Origin of the sequence: Pseudomonas sp. HS-18, from assembly GCF_020401845.1 — a bacterium.
Lineage (GTDB): Bacteria > Pseudomonadota > Gammaproteobacteria > Pseudomonadales > Pseudomonadaceae > Pseudomonas > Pseudomonas nitroreducens.
In genome coordinates, this window is record NZ_CP084413.1 from 5458912 (window position 1) to 5482294 (window position 23383).

Genomic DNA, 23383 nt, shown 5'->3' on the forward strand with positions numbered 1-23383 from the left:
CGAGAGAGCTGAATACATGGCACATATCCTCATCGTCGAAGACGAAACCATCATCCGTTCCGCCCTGCGACGGTTGCTCGAGCGGAACCAGTACCAGGTCAGCGAGGCTGGCTCGGTGCAGGAGGCACAGGAGCGCTACAGCATCCCGTCGTTCGACATGATCGTCAGCGACCTGCGCCTGCCCGGCGCCCCCGGCACCGAACTGATCAAGCTGGCCCAGGGCACCCCGGTGCTGATCATGACCAGCTACGCCAGCCTGCGCTCGGCGGTGGACTCGATGAAGATGGGCGCGGTGGACTACATCGCCAAGCCGTTCGACCACGACGAGATGCTCCAGGCTGTGGCGCGCATCCTCAAGGATCGCCAGGAGAACCGTAACGCCCCCGCCGAAGCCCGCGGTAACGCCAAGGCCGCCGAGCGTAGCAGCGGTAACACCGCCGCCGCGGATGGCGATATCGGCATCATCGGCTCCTGCCCGCCCATGCAGGAGCTCTACACCAAGATCCGCAAGGTCGCGCCGACTGATTCCAATGTGCTGATCCAGGGTGAGTCCGGTACCGGCAAGGAACTGGTCGCCCGTGCGCTGCACAACCTGTCCAAGCGCACCAAGGCGCCGTTGATCTCGGTGAACTGCGCCGCGATCCCGGAAACCCTGATCGAGTCCGAACTGTTCGGCCACGAGAAAGGCGCATTCACCGGCGCCAGCGCGGGTCGCGCAGGCCTGGTGGAAGCCGCCGACGGCGGCACCCTGTTCCTCGATGAGATCGGCGAACTGCCGCTGGAAGCCCAGGCGCGCCTGCTGCGCGTATTGCAGGAAGGCGAGATCCGCCGGGTCGGCTCGGTGCAGTCGCAGAAGGTCGACGTCCGCCTGATCGCTGCCACCCACCGCGACCTGAAAATGCTGGCCAAGACCGGCCAGTTCCGCGAAGACCTCTATTACCGCCTGCACGTCATCTCGCTGAAGCTGCCGCCCCTGCGCGAGCGCGGAGCCGACGTCATGGAAATCGCCCGCTCCTTCCTGGCGCGTCAGTGCTCCCAGATGGGGCGCCCGGCGCTGACCTTCTCTCACGAAGCCGAGCAGGCCATCCGTCACTACCCGTGGCCGGGTAACGTGCGCGAACTGGAGAACGCCATCGAGCGCGCTGTGATCCTCAGCGAAAGCCAGGAAATCCCTGCCGACCTGCTGGGCATCGACATCGAGCTGGACGATCTGGAAGACGACTTCGGCGATGATGGCGACCTGCGCCCGACCAACGGCAGCGCCAGCAATCACGAGCCCACCGAGGATCTGTCGCTGGAGGACTACTTCCAGCACTTCGTCCTCGAACACCAGGACCACATGACCGAGACCGAGCTGGCCCGCAAGCTGGGCATCAGCCGCAAATGCCTGTGGGAACGTCGCCAGCGCCTGGGCATTCCACGCCGCAAATCGGGTGCTGCGGCGGACTCGTAACAGGTCACCACACTGTTACCGGAGACATGCTCCGTAACAAAGCCGGGTTCATCGGTAACGGAAACCCGGCTTTTTTGTGCCTGTCGTTCGGAGGCGAATCCTCGCAAACCCTTGAAAAATAAGGATTCGCAAAAGTTGGCACGGCATCTGCTTTGTTATTGGCACAACAACAATAACAAGCACGACCACTCAAAATAAGAACAAGACGAAACGACTCCAGCACAACAAAAACAAAATCGCGGAGGCGCAGCTAACTGATTCTTTTGGAGAAGGGTAGCCGTCGGGAGCAGTCCCGCAACCAGTCAAGAAGAATAAAACTGTCTTGAGGCAGCACGCAAAACTGGTTGGATCGCAAGATCATTGCTCACTCAGCGACCAAAGCAATCCGTTTGCTATTGAGCACCTTCCAAGTGTGGAAGGTTCCCCGAAGCAGATAGCTTCGAGGGTCGGGTCTACAAACAAAAACAACAAGCCCGGTAATCATAATAAAAACAAAGCACGCACCTATTTGGGGGGGAGCCTCGGCTCCCCCAGTAGCTTTCGCTACACCCTATCCCCTTCTCCCCGCAAGTCCCTTTCCCCAGTTTTCTTCATCATCCCACCCCACAATGCTAGAATCGCCGCGGCGCAGACGGCAGACGATTTGCTGCCAATTGTTTCCAGGCAGCAGCAGGCACCCGCTATCCTCCAGGAAACGCCGTGAACGCGCGGCGCTGCAGACGCCATCCATACACCCATTCCCGATAGTGCACACATGCTGAAAAAGCTGATCCAGTCCATCCGATCCCCATTGCGCCGTCCGCGCGCTGTCCGCACTACTCCGGAAGTCGTTGGCAATCATCAGCACTCGCTGCGGCGGGAACAGTTCAGCAGGAACGCGGTGAACGTCGTGGAGCGCCTGACGAAGGCCGGCTACCAGGCCTACATCGTCGGCGGTGGCGTACGAGACCCGCTGCTCGGCATTCCGCCCAAGGACTTCGACGTGGCCACCAGCGCCACCCCGGAGCAGGTGCGCGCCGAATTCCGCAACGCGCGGGTGATCGGTCGCCGCTTCAAGCTGGTCCATGTCCATTTCGGCCGCGAGATCATCGAGGTCGCCACCTTCCGCGCCAACCATCCGGTCAGCGAAGACGATACCGACAGCGCCCACGCTTCGCGTAACGAAGCCGGCCGCATCCTGCGCGACAACGTCTATGGCACCCTGGAAGACGACGCCCAGCGCCGCGACTTCACCATCAACGCCCTGTACTTCGACGTTACCGGCGAACGCATCCTCGACTACGCCCATGGCGTGCGCGATATCCGCAACCGCCTGATCCGCCTGATCGGCGACCCGGAGCAGCGTTACCTTGAAGACCCGGTACGCATGCTGCGCGCGGTGCGTTTCGCCGCCAAACTGGATTTCGAGATCGAGAAGCACAGCGCTGCGCCGATCCGCCGTCTCGCCCCGCTGCTCAACGAGATTCCGTCCGCGCGCCTGTTCGACGAGGTGCTCAAGCTGTTCCTCAGCGGCAAGGCCGAGCGCACCTTCGAATTGCTCAACGAATACGACCTGTTCGCTCCGCTGTTCCCGGCGAGCGCCAAGGCGCTGAAGGATGACCCGGAATACGCCGGCAAGCTGATGCGCCAGGCCCTGGCCAACACCGACGAGCGCATTCGCCTGGGCAAGCCGGTTACCCCGGCCTTCCTGTTCGCCGCACTGCTTTGGCCGGCCCTGCCCGCCCGCGTGCTGAAGCTGCAGGACCGCGGCATGCCGCCGATCCCGGCGATGCAGGAAGCCGCCCACGAGCTGATCCTCGAACAATGCCGCCGCACTGCGGTGCCCAAGCGCTTCACCATCCCGATCCGCGAGATCTGGGACATGCAGGAGCGCCTGCCGCGCCGTCAGGGCAAGAAGGCCGATCTGCTGCTGGAAAATCCGCGTTTCCGCGCCGGCTACGACTTCCTTCTGCTGCGCGAGAGCGCCGGCGAGGAAACCGGAGGTCTCGGCGACTGGTGGACCGACTACCAGGAAGCCAGCGACGGCGAGCGCCGCGGCATGATCCGCAACCTGGCCAGCCAGCAGGAAGAAGCCGGCGCAGCCCCGCGCAAGCGCCGGCGGGGCGGCAACAACCGCCGCCGTCGCGGCCCACGCACCGAAGGCACCAGCAGCGAATGAGCGAGCGCGTGTACATCGGGCTCGGTAGCAATCTCGCCGAGCCGCGCCAGCAGCTGGAAGCCGCTCTGAAGGCCATGGCGCAGATTCCTGCCAGCAAGGTAGCGGTGGTTTCCCCGCTGTACGCCAGCGATCCTCTGGGCCCGCCGGACCAACCACGTTACGTCAATGCCGTGGCCGCGCTGGATACCGACCTGGAGCCACTCGCCCTGCTGGATGCCCTGCAGACCATCGAGCTGGAACAAGGGCGCGTACGCAAGGACGAGCGCTGGGGACCACGCACCCTCGATCTCGATATCCTGCTGTTCGGTGACCGGGTGATCGACGAGCCGCGCCTCACTGTCCCTCACTACCACATGCACGCCCGCGCCTTCGTGCTCTACCCGCTGGCAGACCTGGCCCCACAACTGCGTTTCCCCGACGGTCGTACCCTGCCCGAGCTGCTCGCCGCCTGTCCGTTCAGCAGCCTCGAGCGCCTGTCCTGAGGCATGCTGCGCCCCAGGCGTGGGGCGCACTGACAGTAACGCCGTAACAGTCCGGTAACACCTGCAATTGACTTCGCCTTTTTCGATCCGGACTATAGGGCCCCGTTTGCCCCTGCCCGGCGCAGAACCGAGGACACTTTCATGCCTGATGTCACCCTGACCACCCTGCAAGGTCTCAAGCAAAGCGGCGAAAAGATCGCGATGCTGACCTCCTACGATGCCACTTTCGCCCACACCGCCAGCCTGGCCGGTGCCGAAATGCTGCTGATCGGTGACTCCCTGGGTATGGTGCTGCAAGGTCACGACAGCACGCTGCCGGTGACCGTCGAAGACATGGCCTACCACACCGCTGCGGTCAAACGCGGTAACAAGGGCGCACTGATCGTCACCGACCTGCCGTTCGAATCCGGCACTTCCCTGGACCAGTTGCTGCGCGACTCGGTCAAGGTGATGCAGGCCGGCGCCCATATGGTCAAGCTCGAAGGCGGCTCCTGGCTCGCCGAACCGATCGTCCGCCTGGCGCAGATGGGCATCCCCGTGTGCGCACACCTGGGCCTCACCCCGCAGGCCGTCAACCTGTTCGGCGGTTTCAAGGTGCAAGGTCGCCAGGAAGCCCAGGCGCGCCAGTTGCGTGCCGATGCCATTGCCCTGGAGCAGGCTGGTGCTGCTGTATTGCTGCTGGAGTGCGTACCGTCCGCCCTGGCGAAGGAAATCACCGAAGCCGTGAAGATCCCGGTCATCGGTATCGGCGCCGGTGCCGGCACCGATGGCCAGGTGCTGGTGATGCATGACTTGCTCGGCCTGTCACTGTCCGGTCGTTCGCCGAAGTTCGTGAAGAACTTCCTCGAAGGCCAGCCCGATATACAGTCCGCTTTCACTGCCTATGTGAAGGCCGTGAAGGACGGCACCTTCCCTGGCCCGGAGCACGGTTTCGCCTGATGAACACAGTGAAGACAGTCCGCGAGCTGCGTGCCGCCGTGGCGCGCGCCCGTAGCGAAGGCAAGCGCATAGCGCTGGTGCCGACCATGGGCAACCTGCACGCCGGGCACGCCGCGCTGGTGACCAAGGCCGGCCAGCGCGCCGATTTCGTGGTCGCCAGCATCTTCGTCAACCCGCTGCAGTTCGGCCCCAGCGAAGATCTGGAAAAATACCCACGCACCCTTGCCGCCGACCAGGAGAAGCTGCTCAGCGCCGGTTGCCACCTGCTGTTCGCCCCCACCGTCGAGGAGATGTACCCGGACGGCATGGACGGCCAGACCCGCCTGCACGTGACCGGCGTTTCCGAAGGCCTGTGCGGCGGCAGCCGACCGGGCCACTTCGATGGCGTCGCCACCGTGGTCTGCAAGCTGTTCAACATGGTCCAGCCGGACATGGCGCTGTTCGGCGAGAAGGACTTCCAGCAGTTGGCGGTGATCCGCAAGCTGGTGCGTGACCTGAACCTGCCGATCCAGATCTTCGGCGAGCCGACCGTGCGCGCGGAGGATGGCCTGGCGCTGTCCTCCCGCAACGGTTACCTGACCGACGAGCAACGCGCCGTCGCGCCGGTGCTGCAGCGCACTCTGAGGCAACTGGCCGAGCGCATCCGCCAGGGCGAGCGCGACTTCCCCGCGCTGCTGGCAGAAGGCAGCCGGCAGATCGAAGCGGCCGGCCTGCGTATCGATTACCTCGAAGCCCGCGAATCCGCCGGTCTGCGCCCCGCCACCGCAGAGGATCATCAGTTGGTGATTCTGGTTGCCGCCTTCCTGGGCACCACCCGGCTGATCGACAACCTCGCCTTCCACATCGACTGATTCCCCGCCCGACACCCGAATTTTCGCCTCGAAGCCGCGCCAACCGCGGCCTTGAGCGACTTCGGGTGCTCGGGCATACTCGCCCCGCTCTCCTCGACCAGAAGAAAAACAGGAGCCACGTCATGCAGAGCATCATGCTCAAAGCCAAACTGCACCGCGCCGAAGTCACCCACGCCGTGCTCGACTATGAAGGCTCCTGCGCCATCGACGGCGAATGGCTCGATCTCGCCGGAATCCGCGAGTACGAACAGATCCAGATCTACAACGTCGACAACGGCGAACGCTTCACCACCTACGCTATCCGTGGCGAGGAGGGTTCGCGGATGATTTCCGTCAACGGCGCCGCCGCTCACAAGGCCAAGGTGGGTGACCGCGTGATCATCTGCGCGTACGCTCAGTTCAGCGACGCCGAGCTGGAAGGCTACCAGCCGCGCATGTTGTACATGGCTCCCGGTAACGAGCTGAGCCATACCAGCAACGCGATCCCGGTCCAGCTCGCCTGATCCGAAGAGACGACGCCCGGAACCACCGGGCATCTTTTCCGTTCGAAAGCCTCAAGCTCAAACACGCCCGTCTTACCCGAAGGTACGTCATGGAACACCACCTCACCCCGCTGGATGCCACCCAACTGGCGAGCTGGAAGGCATTGGCCGCCCACCGCCAGGAACTGCAGAGCTTCACCATGCGCGAGGCATTCGCCCAGGACCCGGAGCGCTTCAAGCGCTTCTCCCTCAGCGCCTGCGGCCTGTTCCTCGACTTCTCGAAGAACCTGATCCGCCAGGACACCCTCGACCTGCTGGTGAAGCTCGCCGAGGAAGCCAAGCTGGGCGAGGCCATCCAGTCCATGTTCCGCGGCGAGGTGATCAATGCCTCCGAGCGCCGCCCGGTGCTGCACACCGCGCTGCGCCGCCCTATCGGCGATAAGGTGCTGGTGGACGGCAACGATGTGATGCCCGAGGTGCACCGCGTGCTGCACCAGATGACCGAACTGGTCGCCGCCGTGCACAACGGCCTGTGGCGCGGCTACACCGAGAAGCCGATCACCGATGTGGTGAACATCGGCATCGGTGGCTCCTTCCTCGGCCCGCAACTGGTCTCCGAAGCGCTGCTGCCCTTCGCCCAGAAAGGCGTGCGTTGCCACTATCTGGCGAACATCGACGGCAGTGAATTCCGCGAGATGACCGCCAAGCTCAACGCCGAGACCACGCTGTTCATCGTCTCGTCGAAGTCCTTCAGTACCCTGGAAACCCTGAAAAACGCCCAGGCCGCCCGCGCCTGGTACCTGGCCCAGGGCGGTAGCGAGGCGGAGCTGTACCGGCACTTCATCGCCGTTTCCAGCAACAAAGAAGCCGCTTCCGCCTTCGGCATCCGCCCGGAAAACGTCTTCCCGATGTGGGACTGGGTCGGCGGCCGTTACTCACTGTGGTCGGCCATCGGCCTGCCAATCGCGATGTCGGTGGGCATCAACAACTTCAAGGAACTGCTGTCCGGCGCCTACAGCATGGACCAGCACTTCCTCACCGCGCCGTTCGAGAAGAACATCCCGGTGCTGCTGGGCCTACTCGGCGTGTGGTACGGCGACTTCTGGGGCGCGCGCAGCCACGCGATCCTGCCCTACGACTACTACCTGCGGAACATCACCGATCACCTGCAGCAGCTGGACATGGAATCCAACGGCAAGAGCGTGCGCCAGGACGGCACCCCGGTGTCCGCCGGCACCGGCCCGGTGATCTGGGGTGGCGTGGGCTGCAACGGCCAGCACGCGTACCACCAGTTGCTGCACCAGGGCACCCACCTGATCCCGGCCGACTTCATCGTCCCGGTGTCCAGCTACAACCCGGTCGCCGACCACCACCAGTGGCTGTACGCCAACTGCCTGTCGCAGAGCCAGGCGCTGATGGTCGGCAAGAGCCGCGCCGAAGCCGAGGCCGAACTGCGCGCCAAGGGCGTGGACGAGGCCGAAGTGCAGCGCCTGGCGCCGCACAAGGTGATCCCGGGCAACCGCCCGAGCAATACCCTGGTGCTGGAGCGCATCAGCGCCCGCCGCCTGGGCGCGCTGATCGCCATGTACGAGCACAAGGTCTACGTGCAGAGCATCCTCTGGGGCATCAACGCCTTCGACCAGTGGGGCGTGGAGCTGGGCAAGGAGCTGGGCAAGGCGGTCTACGGGCGCCTGGTCGGCAGCGAGGAAAGCGCCGCCGAGGACGGTTCCACCCAGGGCTTGATCGACTTCTTCCGCGGCCGTCACCGCGGCTGATGGATTTACGAACGGGTGAGCGCCTGCTCACCCGTTTGCTCGGCCCGGCACTCTCCGCCATCCCCCTCAGCTCCATCCGCCCTCCCCACCTCTGCGCCTAGCGCTCTGCAGCGCCGATCAGAACACCCACGCGGGAACGTTCCCGTCTGGTGGCGCGTCGAAACTGCATGGACAACCCTTGAACCCGCCTTGCCTTGGATGCACCCTTGGGACATCTCGGCTAAACAACAACAAGGATTCCCCATGCATGAGATCAGCCTTCACCCCGTGCCGGAGGCCGTACGCAAGCGTGCCTACCTCGACAACGATGCCTACCAGCGCCTCTACCAGCAGTCGGTAGACGACCCGCATACCTTCTGGGGCGAGCAGGCCAAGACCTTCCTCGACTGGTTCAAGCCCTGGCACTCGGTGCACCACGGCGACCTCGCGAAGGGCCAGGCGACCTGGTTCAAGGGCGGCGAGCTCAACGTCACCTACAACTGCATCGACCGCCACCTCGAACAGCGCGCCGAGCAGGTCGCGATCATCTGGGAAGGCGACAACCCGGCCGAATCCGCCAACATCACCTACCGCAAGCTGCACAGCCATGTCTGCCGCCTGGCCAATGTGCTCAAGAGCCGCGGTGTCGGGAAAGGCGACCGGGTCTGCATCTACATGCCGATGATCCCCGAAGCTGCCTACGCGATGCTGGCCTGCGCACGGATCGGTGCGATCCATTCGGTGGTGTTCGGCGGTTTCTCCCCGGACGCCCTGCGGGACCGCATCAACGATGCCGATTGCCGCACCGTGATCACCGCCGACGAAGGCGTGCGCGGCGGCAAGTACGTCCCGCTGAAGAAGAACGTGGAAAAAGCCCTGGCGGACTGCCCGAACGTGTCCACCGTGGTCGTGGTCGAGCGCACCCAGGGCGAGATCCCGTGGGTCGAAGGCCGCGACCTCTGGTACCACGAGGCCCTGCGCGAGGCCAGCGAGGACTGCGCACCAGAGCCGATGGATGCCGAGGATCCGCTGTTCATCCTCTACACCTCCGGCTCGACCGGCAAACCCAAGGGCGTGCTGCACACCACCGGCGGCTACCTGCTGGGCGCGGCGATGACCCACAAGTACGTGTTCGACTACCACGACGGCGACATCTACTGGTGCACCGCAGACGTGGGCTGGGTCACTGGCCACAGCTACATCGTCTACGGCCCGCTGGCCAACGGCGCCACCACGCTGATGTTCGAAGGCGTGCCGAACTACCCGGACGCCTCGCGCTTCTGGCAGGTGATCGACAAGCACCAGGTGAACATCTTCTACACCGCACCCACTGCCATCCGCGCGTTGATGCGCGAAGGCGATGCTCCCGTGCAGAAGACCAGCCGTAGCAGTTTGCGCCTGCTCGGCTCAGTGGGCGAGCCGATCAACCCGGAAGCCTGGGAGTGGTACTACGAAGTCGTCGGCGAGAAGCGCTGCCCCATCGTCGACACCTGGTGGCAGACCGAAACCGGCAGCATCCTGATCACTCCGCTGCCCGGCGCCACCGACCTCAAGCCCGGCTCGGCGACCCGCCCCTTCTTCGGCGTGCAACCGGTACTGCTGGATGAGCAGGGCAAGGAGATCGATGGTCCCGGCTCCGGCGTACTCGCCGTGAAAGCCAGCTGGCCCAGCCAGATCCGCAGTGTCTACGGTGATCACCAGCGGATGATCGATACGTACTTCAAACCCTACCCCGGCTACTACTTCACCGGCGATGGCGCGCGCCGCGACGAAGATGGCTACTACTGGATCACCGGCCGTGTGGACGACGTGATCAACGTCTCCGGCCATCGCATCGGTACCGCCGAGGTGGAGAGCGCGCTGGTGCTGCATGACTCGGTCGCCGAGGCCGCCGTGGTCGGCTATCCGCACGACCTCAAGGGCCAGGGCATCTATGCCTTCGTCACCACCATGAACGGCATCGAGCCCAGCGACGCACTCAAGCAGGAACTGCTGGCCCTGGTGAGCAAGGAGATCGGCAGCTTCGCCAAGCCGGAAATGCTGCAGTGGGCGCCGGGCCTGCCCAAGACGCGCTCGGGCAAGATCATGCGGCGCATCCTGCGCAAGATCGCCTGCAACGAACTGGAAAACCTCGGCGATACCTCGACCCTGGCGGACCCCAGCGTGGTCCAGGGGCTGATCGACAACCGCCTCAACCGTTGACCTGCGCTACAGGCCGAGGGCGCAAAGATGCTAGGTTTATGGAACAGACCTGTCGTCCTTGCCCCGAGGCCTGTCCGCCGCAATGGAAACCGTTCGCCGTCATATCGAAAGCCAGGTACTCAGCCTGACCGGCCTCGCCCTGGGCGGGGTCGACTTCGAGTCGCCCAAGGGCGATCCCGGCCTGTTCGGGCCGGAATCCATCAGTTGGAAAGTCCATGGCGACTTCAGCTCGATGCTCATTGGCGGCATCAGCGCCCTGCTCCTGCAGATGCTCCACCCGGCCGCGCTCGGTGGAGTGTGGGACCACTCCAACTTCCGCGCCGACATGCTCGGCCGCCTGCGCCGCACCGGGCAGTTCATCTCCGCTACCACCTACGGTTCGCGCGGTGACGCCGAGAAGCTGATCGAGCGCGTGCGACGCATCCACAACGGCGTCCACGGCACCCTTCCCGACGGCACCCCCTATGCGGCCAGCGACCCGGACTTGCTTACCTGGGTGCACGTCGCCGAGGTCAGTTGCTTCCTTGCCTCGCACCTGCGCTACCTGAACCCGAATCTTTCCGGCGAAGAACAGGACCGCTACTACGACGAGATAGCCCTGATCGCCGAGCGTCTCGGTGCACGCAATGTCCCGCGCTCGCGGGTGGAGGTTGCGGCCTACCTGCAACACATGCGCCCACAGCTTCGCTACGACGAACGCACCCGAGAAGTGGTCAGCGTGCTCTTCAACGCCCCTGCCCCCAGCTTCCTTGCCAAGCCCTTCGGCATGCTGATGATGCGCGCCGGCATCGACCTGCTCCCGGAGTGGGCGACTGACCAGCTTGGCCTGAGCCTTGGCAGCCTGCAGCGCCAGCTGATCCGTTCCAGCGTGAAGCGCAGCGTGCCGCTGTTGCGCTGGGCGGTGCGCAACGGTTCGCTGCACCGCGCGCGCCGGCGAATGGGGCTGCCCCCTCTGCGCTGAAACGTGACCACTCGGTTCGGAGGGTGGTGAGCCGGCGGCGAGCGTGCAACCATGCTCCTTCGCTGCGGCCGTTGCCGCGCCAGCCAGAGGATTCGCGTCATGCAAGAAGTCGTCATCGTCGCTGCCACCCGTACCGCCATCGGCAGCTTCCAGGGTTCGCTCGCCACATTGCCGGCCCATGAACTGGGCGCCGCGGTGATTCGCAGCCTGCTGCAACAGACCGGCCTGGATCCGGCCCGGGTGGATGAAGTCATCCTCGGCCAGACACTGACCGCCGGTGCCGGCCAGAACCCGGCGCGCCAGGCTTCCATTGCCGCAGGCCTGCCCAACACGGTGCCGGCGATGACGGTGAACAAGGTCTGCGGCTCCGGGCTCAAGGCCTTGCACCTGGCTGCGCAGGCCATCCGCTGTGGTGACGCCGATATCGTCATCGCCGGCGGCCAGGAAAGCATGAGCCTCGCCCCCTACGTCATGCCTGGCGCCCGTACCGGCCTGCGCATGGGCCACGCCAAACTGGTCGACAGCATGATTCAGGACGGCCTGTGGGATGCCTTCAACGATTACCACATGGGCATCACCGCCGAAAACCTGGTGGAGAAGTACGGCATCAGCCGGGAAGACCAGGACGCCTTCGCCGCCGAATCGCAACGCAAGGCCGCCGAGGCCATTGAAGCGGGGCGCTTCAAGACCGAAATCACCGCCATCGAGATTCCCCAGCGCAAGGGCGAAGCCCTGCGCTTCGACACCGACGAGCAGCCCCGCGCCGGCACCACCGCAGAATCCCTGGCCAAGCTCAAGCCGGCGTTCAAGAAGGACGGCAGCGTCACCGCCGGCAACGCTTCGACCCTCAATGATGGCGCAGCCGCCGTATTGCTGATGAGCGCGGCCAAGGCTGCGGAACTGGGCCTGCCGGTCCTGGCCCGCATCGCCGCTTATGCCAACGCCGGTGTCGACCCTGCCATCATGGGCATCGGCCCGGTCTCGGCTACCCGCCGCTGCCTGGAGAAGGCCGGTTGGCAGCTCGCCGACCTGGACCTGATCGAGGCCAACGAGGCGTTCGCCGCCCAGGCATTGTCTGTGGGCAAGGAACTGGGCTGGAATGCCTCGAAGGTGAACGTCAACGGCGGCGCCATCGCCCTTGGCCATCCCATCGGCGCCTCGGGCTGCCGCGTACTGGTCACCCTGCTGCACGAGATGCTGCGCCGCGACGCGAAAAAGGGCCTCGCGACGCTCTGTATCGGCGGCGGCCAAGGTGTGGCACTGGCTCTGCAGCGCTGACCTATCGGGACTTGCTGAGCAGAATTCCGTCTGCACAGCAAGTCTCCACGCACGATTGCAGGCCCATGCCCTCCTAAGTTGATTCTCCGCATGCTTTCGGTCCTACGCATAGGAATATTCCGTAGGTGCTTGAACAACTGGTCTATCTTCAAGATCAATGCGCGCAATTATTTGGACTCAGGGAGTCAACCATGAAGAAACGTGTGGTGCTGATCGAGGATCACCCCGCGATGCGTTTGGCGATCCGTTCGCTGCTTGAACAGGATCCTCAGTTCGAAGTAGCACGCGAGGCAGCCGATGGTCATGGCGGTCTGGACGCTGTCCGCAAGGAACGGCCTGACCTCGTGATACTGGACCTCAACCTGCCAGGGATGGACGGCCTCGACCTGCTGGCGCGTATCCATATTTTCGACGAGAACATCCGCCTGCTGGTCTTGAGCTCGCAGGATGAACGCCTGTATTCAAGCAAGGTCGAAGCCGCGGGTGCGCATGGCTTCGTCAGCAAGAACAAGGACACCAGCGCCATTCTCAACGCCGCTCGCATGCTGGTCTCGGGCTATCGCTGCTTCCCGGAAAAGTCACTGAGCATCGACAAGAACGCCGACCCGGTGGCCAGCCTGACGCCGCGCGAACTGGTGGTGCTGCGCAGCCTGGTGAGAGGCATGAGCAACAAGGACATCGCCGAGGAACTCTTCCTCAGCCAGAAGACCGTCAGCACCTACAAGACGCGTATTCTGGAGAAGCTGAACCTTGAAAGCCTCGTGGACCTCGTTGAGTTCGCCCGCACTAATCGCCTGAACGACTGACAGACATCACTGAAAACCGCGTCCGAAGGCGACTTTCGAATCGAACCATCCCAGCCGTGCCATACTGGTTCTGCACGTCACGACGGAAACGACTCTCGCCATGCCCAAAGGATTGAAACGCGCCATCGGCGCGGTCTTGTTGCTGGTCTCCCTCTACTGCCTGCTGGGTTTTCTCATTCTTCCCGGCATTGGCCTGCGCGTAGCCAACCAACAACTGGCTCAATACTCGACGGGCCCAGCGCGCCTGGAACGCATCGAATTCAATCCCTTCAGCCTGGAGCTCACCCTCTGGGGATTGCACCTGGGCGAAGAGGGGCAGGAACAGGTACGTTTCCGCCGCCTCTACGCCAACCTCGAACTCGATAGCCTGTGGAAGCGCCAGTTGCACCTGGCGGATGTCGAACTCGATGCACCGCACACCGAGTTGCTGTTCGCCGAGAACGGCACGCTGAATCTCACCAGGCTGTTCAAGCTCCCCCCGAGCGAACCGACTCCCCCGCCGGCGGAACCGAGCGATCCCTTCCCGCTGCGCATCGACCGCATACGGCTGGCCGAAGGCAGTCTGCATTTCCTCGACCGTCGCCCCAGCGAGCCGGTGGAGTTCGTCTTCGACCCATTGGGGTTCGAGCTGCACAACCTCAGCACGCTGCCTGACGACGGCGCCGAAATGACCCTGGTCGCCACCGGCCCGCACGGTGGCAAGCTCGACTGGAAAGGCGACCTGAGCATCGTGCCGTTCACCTCCAAGGGCAGCTTCACTGTCGACGATGTGCCGCTGAAGGCCTGGTGGCCCTATGTGCGTGACAACGCTCCGCTCAATCTGAATAACGGCATGCTCAGCGTCGCCTCCGACTACCACCTGGACCTGTCGAAGGACACCCAGCTGCTGCTGGACAAGACGACCATCAAGTTGCGCGACCTCGACCTGACATCACCTGAAGGCAAGCCGCTCGCCAAGCTCGCCACCCTGGATGTCGCCGACACCGCGCTGGACCTCGCCAAGCAGGAAGTGATCGTTGGTCAGATCCGCAGCCAGGGTCTGGAAGCCTGGGCTGCGCGTGAGAAGGACGGGCAGCTTGACTGGCAGAAGCTCTTCGCCGACTTCAAACCCTACAAGCGCCCCGAGGAGCCAACGCCTCAGGCACAGGCCGCCCCCGAGCAGAAGCCTGCCGAGAAGCCCACCAGCGAAGCCAAGGCGGCGTCCGGCGAGACTGCCACCGGCCAGCCGCAAACGCCCCCGGCGAAGGCCGCCAAGGAACAGCAGACGGCCGTGGTCACCCCCGAGGCCGAGGACAAAGCGCAAGGCAAGCCCACCGATGCAGCCAAGACTCCGCCAGCAGCCGTGGCCGCTTCAACGACCCAACCGCAGCCCGCAGATGCCCAGCCCGCCGCACCGGCTGAGCCGAAGAAGACCTGGCACGTGGTCCTGCGCGACACCCAGTTGCGCGGCTACAAGGCCCACCTGGCCGATCGCGCACCGAGCAAGCCGGTGAGTCTCGAAGTCGGCCCGCTGGACCTCGACCTGCAGAACCTCGACAGCGGCCTGACCTCGCCCCTGCAGCTCAAGCTCAAGACCGGTCTCGGCCCCCGCGGCCAGATCGAGGCCAGCGGCCAGGTCATCCCCAACCCGGTCAGCGCGAAGCTCAAGGTCTCCACCCGCGACATCGACCTGCGCGTCGCCCAGGCCTACATCGATCCGTTCATCCGCCTGGAACTGCGCAGCGGCCTGCTGGCCAGCGACCTCGATGTCGACCTCAAGGGCACCGAGCCGCTGGCTTTCAGCGTCAACGGCAGCGTTCAGGTCACGCAGTTGCATACCCTGGACACCCTCAAGAGCCGCGACTTCGTCAAATGGACCAAGCTGACCCTCAACGGCCTGGCCTACAAGCATGGCGACAGCCTGCTGATCCAGACGGTGTCGCTGGAAGAGCCCTACGCACGCTTCATCATCAACGAGGACCGCAGCACCAACGTCAGCGAGCTGATCATCACGCAACCGGAATCCGCATCGTCCTCCGCGAACAAAGGCGGCAGTGGCAACAGCAAGCCGCTGGGCATCCGTATCGGCGGGGTGAAGATCAACAACGGTTCGGCCAACTTCGCCGACCTGACCCTGCGCCCGGACTTCGCCACCGCCATCCAGCAGTTGGGCGGTGAGATCGGCACCATCGACAACCGCAATCCGACACCCGCCTCGGTGGACGTGAAGGGCAAGGTCGACAAGTACGCCCCGGTCACCATCAAGGGCAGCCTCAACCCCTTCTCGCCGCTGGAGAAGCTGGACATCGCCACCAGCTTCAAGCGCGTCGAGCTGACCACCCTGACGCCCTACTCCGGCAAGTTCGCCGGCTATCGCATCCGCAAGGGCCGGCTGAACCTGGACCTGCACTACCAGATAACCCAGGGCAAGCTGAAGGCCGACAACAAGGTGCTGGTAGAGCACCTGCAACTGGGCGAGAAGGTCGACAGCCCCGATGCTGTGGACCTGCCGGTGAAACTGGCGATCGCGCTGCTCAAGGACGCCAACGGCAACATCGATATCCAGCTGCCGGTGGAGGGAGACCTGAACAACCCGCAGTTCAGCGTCATGCCCATCGTCTGGCAGACCCTGCGCAACCTGGTGGTACGCGCGGTGCAGGCACCCTTCAAATTCATCGCCGGGCTCGCCGGCGGCGGCGACGAGGACCTGGGCAGCGTGACCTTCGCACCCGGCTCCAGCGAGCTGGATTCCGCCGCCCAGGCCAACCTCGACAAACTGGTCGGCGCGCTCAAGCAGCGCCCAGCCCTGAAGCTGGAAGTCGAAGGTGTCGCCGCCGCAGCCAGCGACGGCCCGCTGCTGGCCGACAAGCGCCTGAAACAGGAATACCAGAAGAACTACTACAGCATGTTGCAGCGCCGCGGCGACAAGGTGCCCAGTGACGCCAGCCAGTTGGAAGTCCCGGAGGATCTGCAGCCGATCCTGCTCGAAGGCGTCTACCGTGCGCGCCTGAAGAAACAACCTCCGGCGGAGTGGCAGGACCTGAGCAAGGACGAGCGTTCGGCGAAGATGCGCCAGGCCGTGCTCGACTCCTGGAGCGACAGCCAATTGCTGCTGCGCAAGCTCGGTCAGGAGCGCGCGACCCAGATCAAGGACTATCTGGTCAGCAAGGGCGGCCTGGGGGACGACCGCATCTACCTCATCGACGTCAGCTTCGGCGAAGCGGAGAATGGTGGCAAAGTGGCCGCCCAGCTTCACCTCGATAGCGAGTAAGGAGTCGTTCGATGAAAGCCCTGACCTGGATGTCCTGCGCCCTGCTGCTTTGCGCGGCGGGCGCCCAGGCGGAAAGCATGCGCTGCGGTAGTTCCCTGATCAACGCCGGCGACCGTGCCTGGGAAGTCGAGCAGAAGTGCGGCGCGCCGGATCACCGCGATGAAGTCGGCTATACCCTCAGCGGCTACGACCACCGCGAGTACCGGGTCGAGGAGTGGGTGTACGGGCCGCGCAACGGCACCAGCTACATCCTCACCTTCGAGGCCAACAAACTCAAAAGCATCGAGTTCAAACGCAATTGAAGCCCCTCTTCACTCTGCGCCTGGTCGCGCTTGTGTTACCGCTCACTGTCATTGCGCTGGACGCGCAGGCCGCCAGCTTGCGCTGCAACAGCAAGCTCATCAGCACCGGCGATGTCACCAGCGACGTGCTCAGCCGCTGCGGCGAGCCAGTCAGCCGTTCCTTCTTGGGCTACAAGCAGGTGCCTGGCCCCCGCTACGGCGAATCCATGGAAGTGGCCGTGGAAGAATGGATCTACGGCCCCTGGAGCGGCATGTTGTATTTCGTCCGCTTCGAGGGCAATCGGCTGAGCGACATCCAGAGCAAGCGCAGCGGCAACTGACAGCCGTGCTGGCGAGGTGCTAGTCTCGCCGCCACTCACGCCACTTGCGCCAAGGACCGGTCGCCATGGTCATCGTCCCCGCCGAGCATCCGCTGGACTGGAAAAAGCCTCCCGTCATCACGCTGCTGCTCATCGTCATCAACGTCCTGATCTACTTCGGCTACCAGGGGGGCGATAGCGCCCGGCGCGAAGAGGCCGTACGCGTCTATCTCGACCAGGACCTGCTGGGTCATGAACGCCCCTTGTTCAGCGCCTCGCTGGAGCGCCGCGACCGCCTGGAAGCCGACCAGCAGCGCGCCCTGGAGGCCCTGCCGCGTCAACAGTTGGCCTGGCTCGTTCTCTCGGACCTGGAGTTCGGCCATGAGCTGCGCGCACTGCCGGCCTTCCAGCAGGACAGCGCCTGGCAGGCCGCGCGCCTGAAAGCGGAAGCCGCCCGCGACCTGACCAGCAGCCTGCGCTTCGGCTTCATCCCCGAGCGGTTCACCGTCCAGGGCCTGTTCGGCTCGATGTTCCTTCATGGCAGCTTCTGGCACCTGGCCGGCAACATGGTATTCCTGTTCATCTTCGGCTTCGCTCTGGAAGCAGCCTTGGGACGAGCCCTGTATCTGGGCCTCTACCTGTTCAGTGGCTTCTGCTCCAGCCTGCTGTGGTGGGCGCTGGATCCGTCCTGGGTACCGGGCATCGGTGCCTCCGGCGCCATCTCCGGCCTGATGGGCATGTACATCGGCGCCTATGGCCTGCGGCGCATCCAGTTCTTCTACTGGCTCGGACCGCTGATGGGCTACCTGAAGGCACCAGCGCTGTGGATCCTGCCGCTGTGGCTGGCCAAGGAACTGTTCGGGCTGCTGCGTGCCGCCGATCATGTGAACTACTACGCGCACATCGGCGGGCTGGTCTCCGGCTTCCTCGCCGTCTGGCTGCCGCGCAAACTCGGGCGGATGCCGGTCGACGAGGCGTACCTGGCGAAGGAAGACCCAGAAGCCCCTTTCAAGCGCGCCCTGGCATCGTTGGATGAGCAGATCGGCCGCTTCGCCCTCGACCAGGCCGCCGCGCGCGGTGCGGAGTTGCTGCGGCAGTTCCCGGGGCAACCTTTGCTGGTCGAGCGCCTGTATGGCTTAGCCAAAGGGAGGCAGGACCGGGGCTTGATGAGCGAAACCCTCAAGCAGTTGTTCGCCCTGCCGCCCTCCCCGGCGGCCGACTCACTGCTGCGCAGACTGGCTGAGGAAAGTGCCGCCAGCGATACCGGGCTGCTTGCACATCCGGCCATTCAATTACACCTGCTGCGCAAGCTGCTACATCGCAATGAGTCCGTGCAGGCACTAAGCAGCTGGCGCCGGCTGGCGCGCTCCGCTCTGCGTCCCGAAATGCTGCCGGGCCTGACCCTGCAACTGGCCAAGCAGGTTGGCCAGAAGGGTGACCTGCAGACCGTGCACGAACTGTCACGCTTCCTCCGTCAGCACTACCCGGAAGCCGACCCGACCCGCCAACTGACGATCTACCAGCAACACCTCGCCCCTTGATTCACCCACGAAAAAGCCCCGCCGGCGTACCGGCGGGGCCTTGATCATCCCTGGGTTCAGGCGCTACAGGTGGCGGCTGAAGTCGCGGACTTCCTCTTCCGCTTTCTCGCGGGTCCAGCCGTAGCGCTCCTGCAGTTTGCCCACCAGGTATTCGGCGTGTCCGTCCGCCGCCTGCAGGTCGTCGTCAGTGAGCTTGCCCCACTTCTCCTTGAGCGAGCCGGAGAGCTGCTTCCACTTGCCTTTGATGACGTCAGTGTTCATGGCGATCCTCCTGTTCGGAGTTGGATGGGGTGAGAACCCGTGGTGCTTACTCGACCGACTTCAGGCCGTCGGCGGACACAGCGGTCACGCCTTTGATGCCCTTGGCGGTCTTGATCGCGAGTTCCTTCTCGGCGTCGGTCTTGACGTTACCGGAGAGCGAAACCACACCTTTGTTGGTCTCGACCTTGATGTTGGTGCCACTGATGTCCTTGTCGGCGATCAGGCTGGATTTCACCTTGCTGGTGATCCAGGTGTCGGAAACCGCCTCTTCAGTTTTCTGGACGGTGTCATTGGCGGCCAGAGTCGTCGGCTGGGCGAACACCGAGTTGGCGAACGAGAAGCTCAGAGCGGTTGCGGTGGCAGCGGCAAGGGCCAGTTTGTTGAAACGTTTCATGGCGGTTTCTCCTGAATTGTTGGAAAACTGCGGCCCGTTCCTGGCTGCAGTTGCACTAGGACTATCGCAAGCCCTGTGCCAGCTTTCACGATCCAGTAAAAACCTTATTAATCAACAACTTAACAAGTAAGCCAAAACTGCGACCGCTTGCAGTTTGCAAAGTCTGCCGCTGCGCTCCATGCAGGTTGCACGATCAGGTACCTGAGCTCCTGCCCAACTTCGCCAGCACGGCCTCAAGCTGCACCACCTCGCCCATCTGCTCGAACGCCGGATAACGCTGGCGAATGAAAGCCAGCAACTGCTGGGCGGGTTCCACCTGCCCCAGCTCCTCCGAAAACGCCCGTGCCGCCATCAGGTAGGCGCGGGGAATGCCGGGGTAATCTGGGTAGCGCTTGTGCAGGTTGCGCAGCAGGCTCAGCCCCTCGCGGGCCTTGTGGCGCTCGATCAGCACCTCGGCAATGCGTTCGCAGACGCTAGGGTCCTCGGGCAGGTAGTCCACCTGCAGTTGCCGGGCATTGAGGAAGGCGCTGGCAGCCAGCTGCGGGTTGAGCCGGCTGGCCAGGCTCAGGTAGTGCGGCAGGTGATTCAGGCATTCCGCACGCTCGTTCAGGGCGAAGAGCAACTGGTGATAGCGCTCATTCAGCTTGAGATCCTGGCGGCCTTCGCGCAGCGCCGCGACGAGGATCTCCAGCGCCACGCCGGTCTGTCCCTCCTTGACTCGTACCTCCGCCTCGGCCAGTGCCTTGCGGCGGTGCCATTCCGGCGCGGCGTAGCCGGCCGGGGCGTCCTCCCCGGCGGATACGTAGCCCAGTTGGCCCTGATACTGGAACACGGCATAGCCCATCATGGCGCACATCACCACGGCGAAATAACCCGTCAGGCCTGCCACCACCGGGACCATCACCACCCGCGGCAGCCCGTTGGAGAGAAGCCAGGCGACATAAGTGGGCGACTGCCAGAGGATGAACAGGAACACGCAGAGGATCAGGTAACGCCAGCCCATGGCCGCGATCACCTGCCCCACTTCGCTGGGGCTCAGCGCGGCCCCCAGGCTCTTGTCCAGGGACAGCCGGATGATGCTCGCCGGCAGAACCAGCATGACCGCGATATTGGCTGCCCAGTAGATCGCCTCGCTGTGGAAATCGGCAGCCAGCCACAGCAGCACCAGGGCGATCAGGAATACCGCCAGTTGCTGGAAGAACATCCGCAGACTGTCGGGGCTGAAGGCTTCGAGCAGGCCTGGAGCTTCCTGGCCGCCAAAACTCGCCGTTTCGATCACGCTATGCAGGTATTTGGTCGCCACGCTGAACAGGGCGATCCAGAGCACGAACATCGGCGGCATGAATACACAGGCCAGTGCCAGCAAGACACAAAAGGCCGATGGCCCGGCCTGGAATCCGTAGGCGAAGAACTTCGGCAGGCGCTCCCAGAAAGGTTGCGCGGTATTCGCCGCGCCGAGGTAGCGCAGATGGCCCCGGCACAACGGGCACGACGGCGCGTACTCCGGCGCATCGGCATTGAGCGGAATGCAGCAGTCGCCGTAATGGCGCTCGCAAGGCTGACAGTGCCAGGTCGCGGGCTGGGCACTGTGGTAATGACAGTAGCGCTTGTCCATCTCGGGGCATCCTTGGAGCGAGATCGGCGGAAAGCGCATTCTCAAGGCAAAAAAAGAGGGCCCGCAAGGGGCCCTCTCTTCATTTCGCTACCGCTTAGACGCCAGAGGCTTCAGCAGCGGCTACGTCCTTGATGGACAGCTTGATGCGGCCACGGTTGTCCACGTCCAGAACCAGGACTTTGACTTCCTGGCCTTCCTGCAGAACGTCGGTGACCTTGTCGATGCGCTTGTCGCTGATCTGCGAGATGTGCACCAGACCGTCCTTGCCCGGCAGGATGTTGACGAAGGCACCGAAGTCCACGATGCGCTCGACCGTGCCGACGTAGATCTTGCCGATCTCGGCTTCCGCGGTGATACCCAGGACGCGCTGCTTGGCAGCCTCGGCAGCTTCCTTGGTTTCGCCGTAGATCTTCACGCTGCCATCGTCCTCGATGTCGATCGAGGCCTTGGTCTCTTCGCAGATGCTACGAATGGTGGCGCCGCCCTTGCCGATGACGTCGCGGATCTTGTCGGTGTCGATCTTCATCTGGATCATGGTCGGAGCGTTCTCCGACAGCTCGGCGCGCGGGGCGGCGATGATCTGGTTCATCTGGCCGAGGATGTTCAGGCGAGCTTCCAGGGCCTGGCCCAGGGCGATCTCCATGATCTCTTCGGTGATGCCGTTGATCTTGATGTCCATCTGCAGGGCGGTCACGCCCTTGTCGGTACCGGCGACCTTGAAGTCCATGTCGCCCAGGTGGTCTTCGTCACCCAGGATGTCGGTCAGGATGGCGAACTTGTCACCTTCCTTCACCAGGCCCATGGCGATACCGGCCACCGGCGCCTTGACCGGAACACCGGCGTCCATCAGCGCCAGGGAAGCACCGCAGACGGAAGCCATGGAGCTGGAACCGTTGGACTCGGTGATCTCGGAAACCACGCGGATGGTGTAGGGGAACTCGTCCTGGCTCGGCAGCATGGCAGCAACGCTGCGGCGTGCCAGACGGCCGTGGCCGATTTCACGACGGCCAGCGCTGCCCATGCGGCCACACTCGCCAACCGAGAACGGCGGGAAGTTGTAGTGCAGCATGAAGGGGTCTTTGCGCTCGCCTTCGAGGGTATCGAGCAGCTGGGCGTCACGGGCGGTGCCGAGGGTGGCAACGACCAGAGCCTGGGTTTCGCCACGGGTGAACAGCGCCGAGCCGTGGGTCTTGCCCAGTACGCCGACTTCGATCTTCAGCGGACGAACGGTGCGGGTGTCGCGGCCGTCGATACGCGGTTTGCCGTTGACGATGTTTTCGCGAACGGTACGGTATTCCAGCAGGCCGAAGACTTCTTTGACTTCACCTGCGGAGAACTGGCCTTCGCCTTCACCGGCGAACTTGGCGACGATCTGCTCGCGCAGGGCATCCAGGGCCGCGTAACGGTCCTGCTTGACGGTGACGGTATAGGCTTCGGAGATGGCGGCACCAAACTCGGCCTTGATGGTGTTGACCAGGGCAGTGTTCTCGACCGGCGCGGTCCAGTTCCAGCTCGGCTTGCCAGCTTCGGTTGCCAGCTCGGCAACGGCACGGATGACGGCCTGGAACTCTTCGTGGGCGAACAGAACGGCACCCAGCATCTGGTCTTCGGTCAGTTCGTCGGCTTCGGACTCAACCATCAGCACGGCGTCGGAGGTACCGGCCACGACCATGTCGAGGCTGGAGCTCTGCTGCTGCTCGTAGGTCGGGTTGAGGATGTAGCCGATTTCCGGGTGGAAACCAACGCGGGCAGCGCCGATCGGGCCGGCGAACGGAATGCCGGAGATGGCCAGGGCGGCGGAAGTGCCGATCATGGCAGCGATGTCCGGATCGGACTTCTTGTTGGTGGAAACGACGGTGCAGACAACCTGCACTTCGTTCATGAAACCTTCGGGGAACAGCGGGCGGATCGGACGATCGATCAGGCGCGAGGTCAGGGTTTCCTTCTCCGAAGGACGGCCTTCACGCTTGAAGAAGCCACCGGGGATGCGGCCGGCTGCGTAGGTCTTCTCCTGATAGTGCACGGAGAGCGGGAAGAAGCTCTTGCTCGGGTCGGCCTGCTTGGCGCCGACGACGGTGCAAAGCACGGTGACGTCGTCCATGGTGACCAGGACGGCGCCGGTGGCCTGGCGGGCAATGCGGCCAGTCTCGAGGGTGACGGTCGACTGACCGAACTGGAATTTCTTGATTACCGGGTTCACGGTTTCTCTACCTTCTCTTTAGTTGCCTTGGGGGAAATTGTGGAAATGCCGGGAGTCGGACCCGTTTTCATTCCCTATAAAAGCGAGAAAGCCGGGAGCCAGAGCCGATGAGCGGTATACACCGCCCAACGACCCCGGACTCCCAGCTTCCCACT

At 63.9% G+C, this 23383-nt stretch carries 19 protein-coding genes; 15 read left to right on the plus strand and 4 right to left on the minus strand.

The window, feature by feature from the left end:
- The first annotated feature begins 16 nt into the window (after positions 1 to 16).
- From LDJ84_RS25480 to LDJ84_RS25550, 15 genes are all read left to right on the plus strand, one after another.
- The gene (locus LDJ84_RS25480) at positions 17 to 1453 is read left to right on the plus strand and encodes a sigma-54-dependent transcriptional regulator (RefSeq protein ID WP_038803379.1); all 1437 of its coding nucleotides are present in this window, start codon (positions 17 to 19) and stop codon (positions 1451 to 1453) included.
- Positions 1454 to 2207: 754 nt separating this feature from the next.
- Positions 2208 to 3611, plus strand: a complete 1404-nt coding sequence (locus tag LDJ84_RS25485; protein ID WP_054910797.1) for a polynucleotide adenylyltransferase PcnB — start codon at positions 2208 to 2210, stop codon at positions 3609 to 3611.
- Complete coding sequence (folK, locus tag LDJ84_RS25490; RefSeq protein ID WP_226045589.1) at positions 3608 to 4093, plus strand: 2-amino-4-hydroxy-6-hydroxymethyldihydropteridine diphosphokinase; 486 nt, start codon at positions 3608 to 3610, stop codon at positions 4091 to 4093. The genes LDJ84_RS25485 and folK overlap by 4 nt, the downstream gene beginning before the upstream one ends.
- Positions 4094 to 4234: 141 nt before the next feature.
- Positions 4235 to 5032 carry a 3-methyl-2-oxobutanoate hydroxymethyltransferase gene (gene panB, locus LDJ84_RS25495; protein ID WP_024765342.1) on the plus strand — a complete coding sequence of 266 codons (798 nt, stop codon included), beginning with the start codon at positions 4235 to 4237 and terminating at the stop codon, positions 5030 to 5032.
- Positions 5032 to 5883: a pantoate--beta-alanine ligase gene (gene panC / locus LDJ84_RS25500; RefSeq protein WP_024765341.1), complete on the plus strand. Its 852-nt coding sequence runs from the start codon at positions 5032 to 5034 to the stop codon at positions 5881 to 5883. Before panB ends, panC begins: the two co-directional genes overlap by 1 nt.
- 122 nt (positions 5884 to 6005) lie before the next feature.
- The gene (gene panD, locus LDJ84_RS25505; RefSeq protein ID WP_017518923.1) at positions 6006 to 6386 is read left to right on the plus strand and encodes an aspartate 1-decarboxylase; all 381 of its coding nucleotides are present in this window, start codon (positions 6006 to 6008) and stop codon (positions 6384 to 6386) included.
- 89 nt (positions 6387 to 6475) lie between these two features.
- A complete protein-coding gene (gene pgi / locus LDJ84_RS25510; RefSeq protein ID WP_084358515.1) occupies positions 6476 to 8140 on the plus strand; it encodes a glucose-6-phosphate isomerase in 1665 nt (554 codons plus the stop codon).
- Between the two features lie 243 nt (positions 8141 to 8383).
- Positions 8384 to 10321 (plus strand): acetate--CoA ligase, encoded by a 1938-nt coding sequence (gene acs / locus LDJ84_RS25515; protein WP_037014337.1) that lies wholly within the window; start codon positions 8384 to 8386, stop codon positions 10319 to 10321.
- 82 nt (positions 10322 to 10403) lie between these two features.
- Complete coding sequence (locus LDJ84_RS25520; RefSeq protein WP_024765337.1) at positions 10404 to 11282, plus strand: oxygenase MpaB family protein; 879 nt, start codon at positions 10404 to 10406, stop codon at positions 11280 to 11282.
- Between the two features lie 99 nt (positions 11283 to 11381).
- Positions 11382 to 12560 carry an acetyl-CoA C-acetyltransferase gene (locus LDJ84_RS25525; protein ID WP_226045590.1) on the plus strand — a complete coding sequence of 393 codons (1179 nt, stop codon included), beginning with the start codon at positions 11382 to 11384 and terminating at the stop codon, positions 12558 to 12560.
- Between the two features lie 125 nt (positions 12561 to 12685).
- On the plus strand, positions 12686 to 13366 hold the full coding sequence (locus LDJ84_RS25530) for a response regulator transcription factor (RefSeq protein ID WP_226045591.1): 681 nt from the start codon (positions 12686 to 12688) through the stop codon (positions 13364 to 13366).
- Positions 13367 to 13466: 100 nt separating this feature from the next.
- Entirely contained in the window at positions 13467 to 16616 is a 3150-nt protein-coding gene (locus tag LDJ84_RS25535) for a DUF748 domain-containing protein (protein WP_226045592.1), read from the plus strand.
- A gap of 11 nt (positions 16617 to 16627) precedes the next feature.
- Positions 16628 to 16918 (plus strand): DUF2845 domain-containing protein, encoded by a 291-nt coding sequence (locus LDJ84_RS25540; protein ID WP_024765334.1) that lies wholly within the window; start codon positions 16628 to 16630, stop codon positions 16916 to 16918.
- A complete protein-coding gene (locus LDJ84_RS25545; RefSeq protein WP_024765333.1) occupies positions 16915 to 17238 on the plus strand; it encodes a DUF2845 domain-containing protein in 324 nt (107 codons plus the stop codon). Before LDJ84_RS25540 ends, LDJ84_RS25545 begins: the two co-directional genes overlap by 4 nt.
- 65 nt (positions 17239 to 17303) lie before the next feature.
- Positions 17304 to 18758 (plus strand): rhomboid family intramembrane serine protease, encoded by a 1455-nt coding sequence (locus LDJ84_RS25550; RefSeq protein ID WP_226045593.1) that lies wholly within the window; start codon positions 17304 to 17306, stop codon positions 18756 to 18758.
- A gap of 63 nt (positions 18759 to 18821) precedes the next feature.
- On the opposite strand, the gene LDJ84_RS25555 is transcribed toward LDJ84_RS25550, so the two are convergent.
- The 4 genes from LDJ84_RS25555 to pnp form a co-directional block, all read right to left on the minus strand.
- Complete coding sequence (locus LDJ84_RS25555) at positions 18822 to 19019, minus strand: CsbD family protein (protein WP_024765331.1); 198 nt, start codon at positions 19017 to 19019, stop codon at positions 18822 to 18824.
- A 46-nt stretch (positions 19020 to 19065) separates the two neighbouring features.
- Positions 19066 to 19413, minus strand: a complete 348-nt coding sequence (locus LDJ84_RS25560) for a BON domain-containing protein (protein ID WP_024765330.1) — start codon at positions 19411 to 19413, stop codon at positions 19066 to 19068.
- A gap of 193 nt (positions 19414 to 19606) precedes the next feature.
- Positions 19607 to 21028 carry a DUF4013 domain-containing protein gene (locus LDJ84_RS25565; protein WP_226045594.1) on the minus strand — a complete coding sequence of 474 codons (1422 nt, stop codon included), beginning with the start codon at positions 21026 to 21028 and terminating at the stop codon, positions 19607 to 19609.
- Positions 21029 to 21122: 94 nt separating this feature from the next.
- Positions 21123 to 23228: a polyribonucleotide nucleotidyltransferase gene (gene pnp / locus LDJ84_RS25570; protein WP_226045595.1), complete on the minus strand. Its 2106-nt coding sequence runs from the start codon at positions 23226 to 23228 to the stop codon at positions 21123 to 21125.
- Positions 23229 to 23383 lie beyond the last annotated feature (155 nt).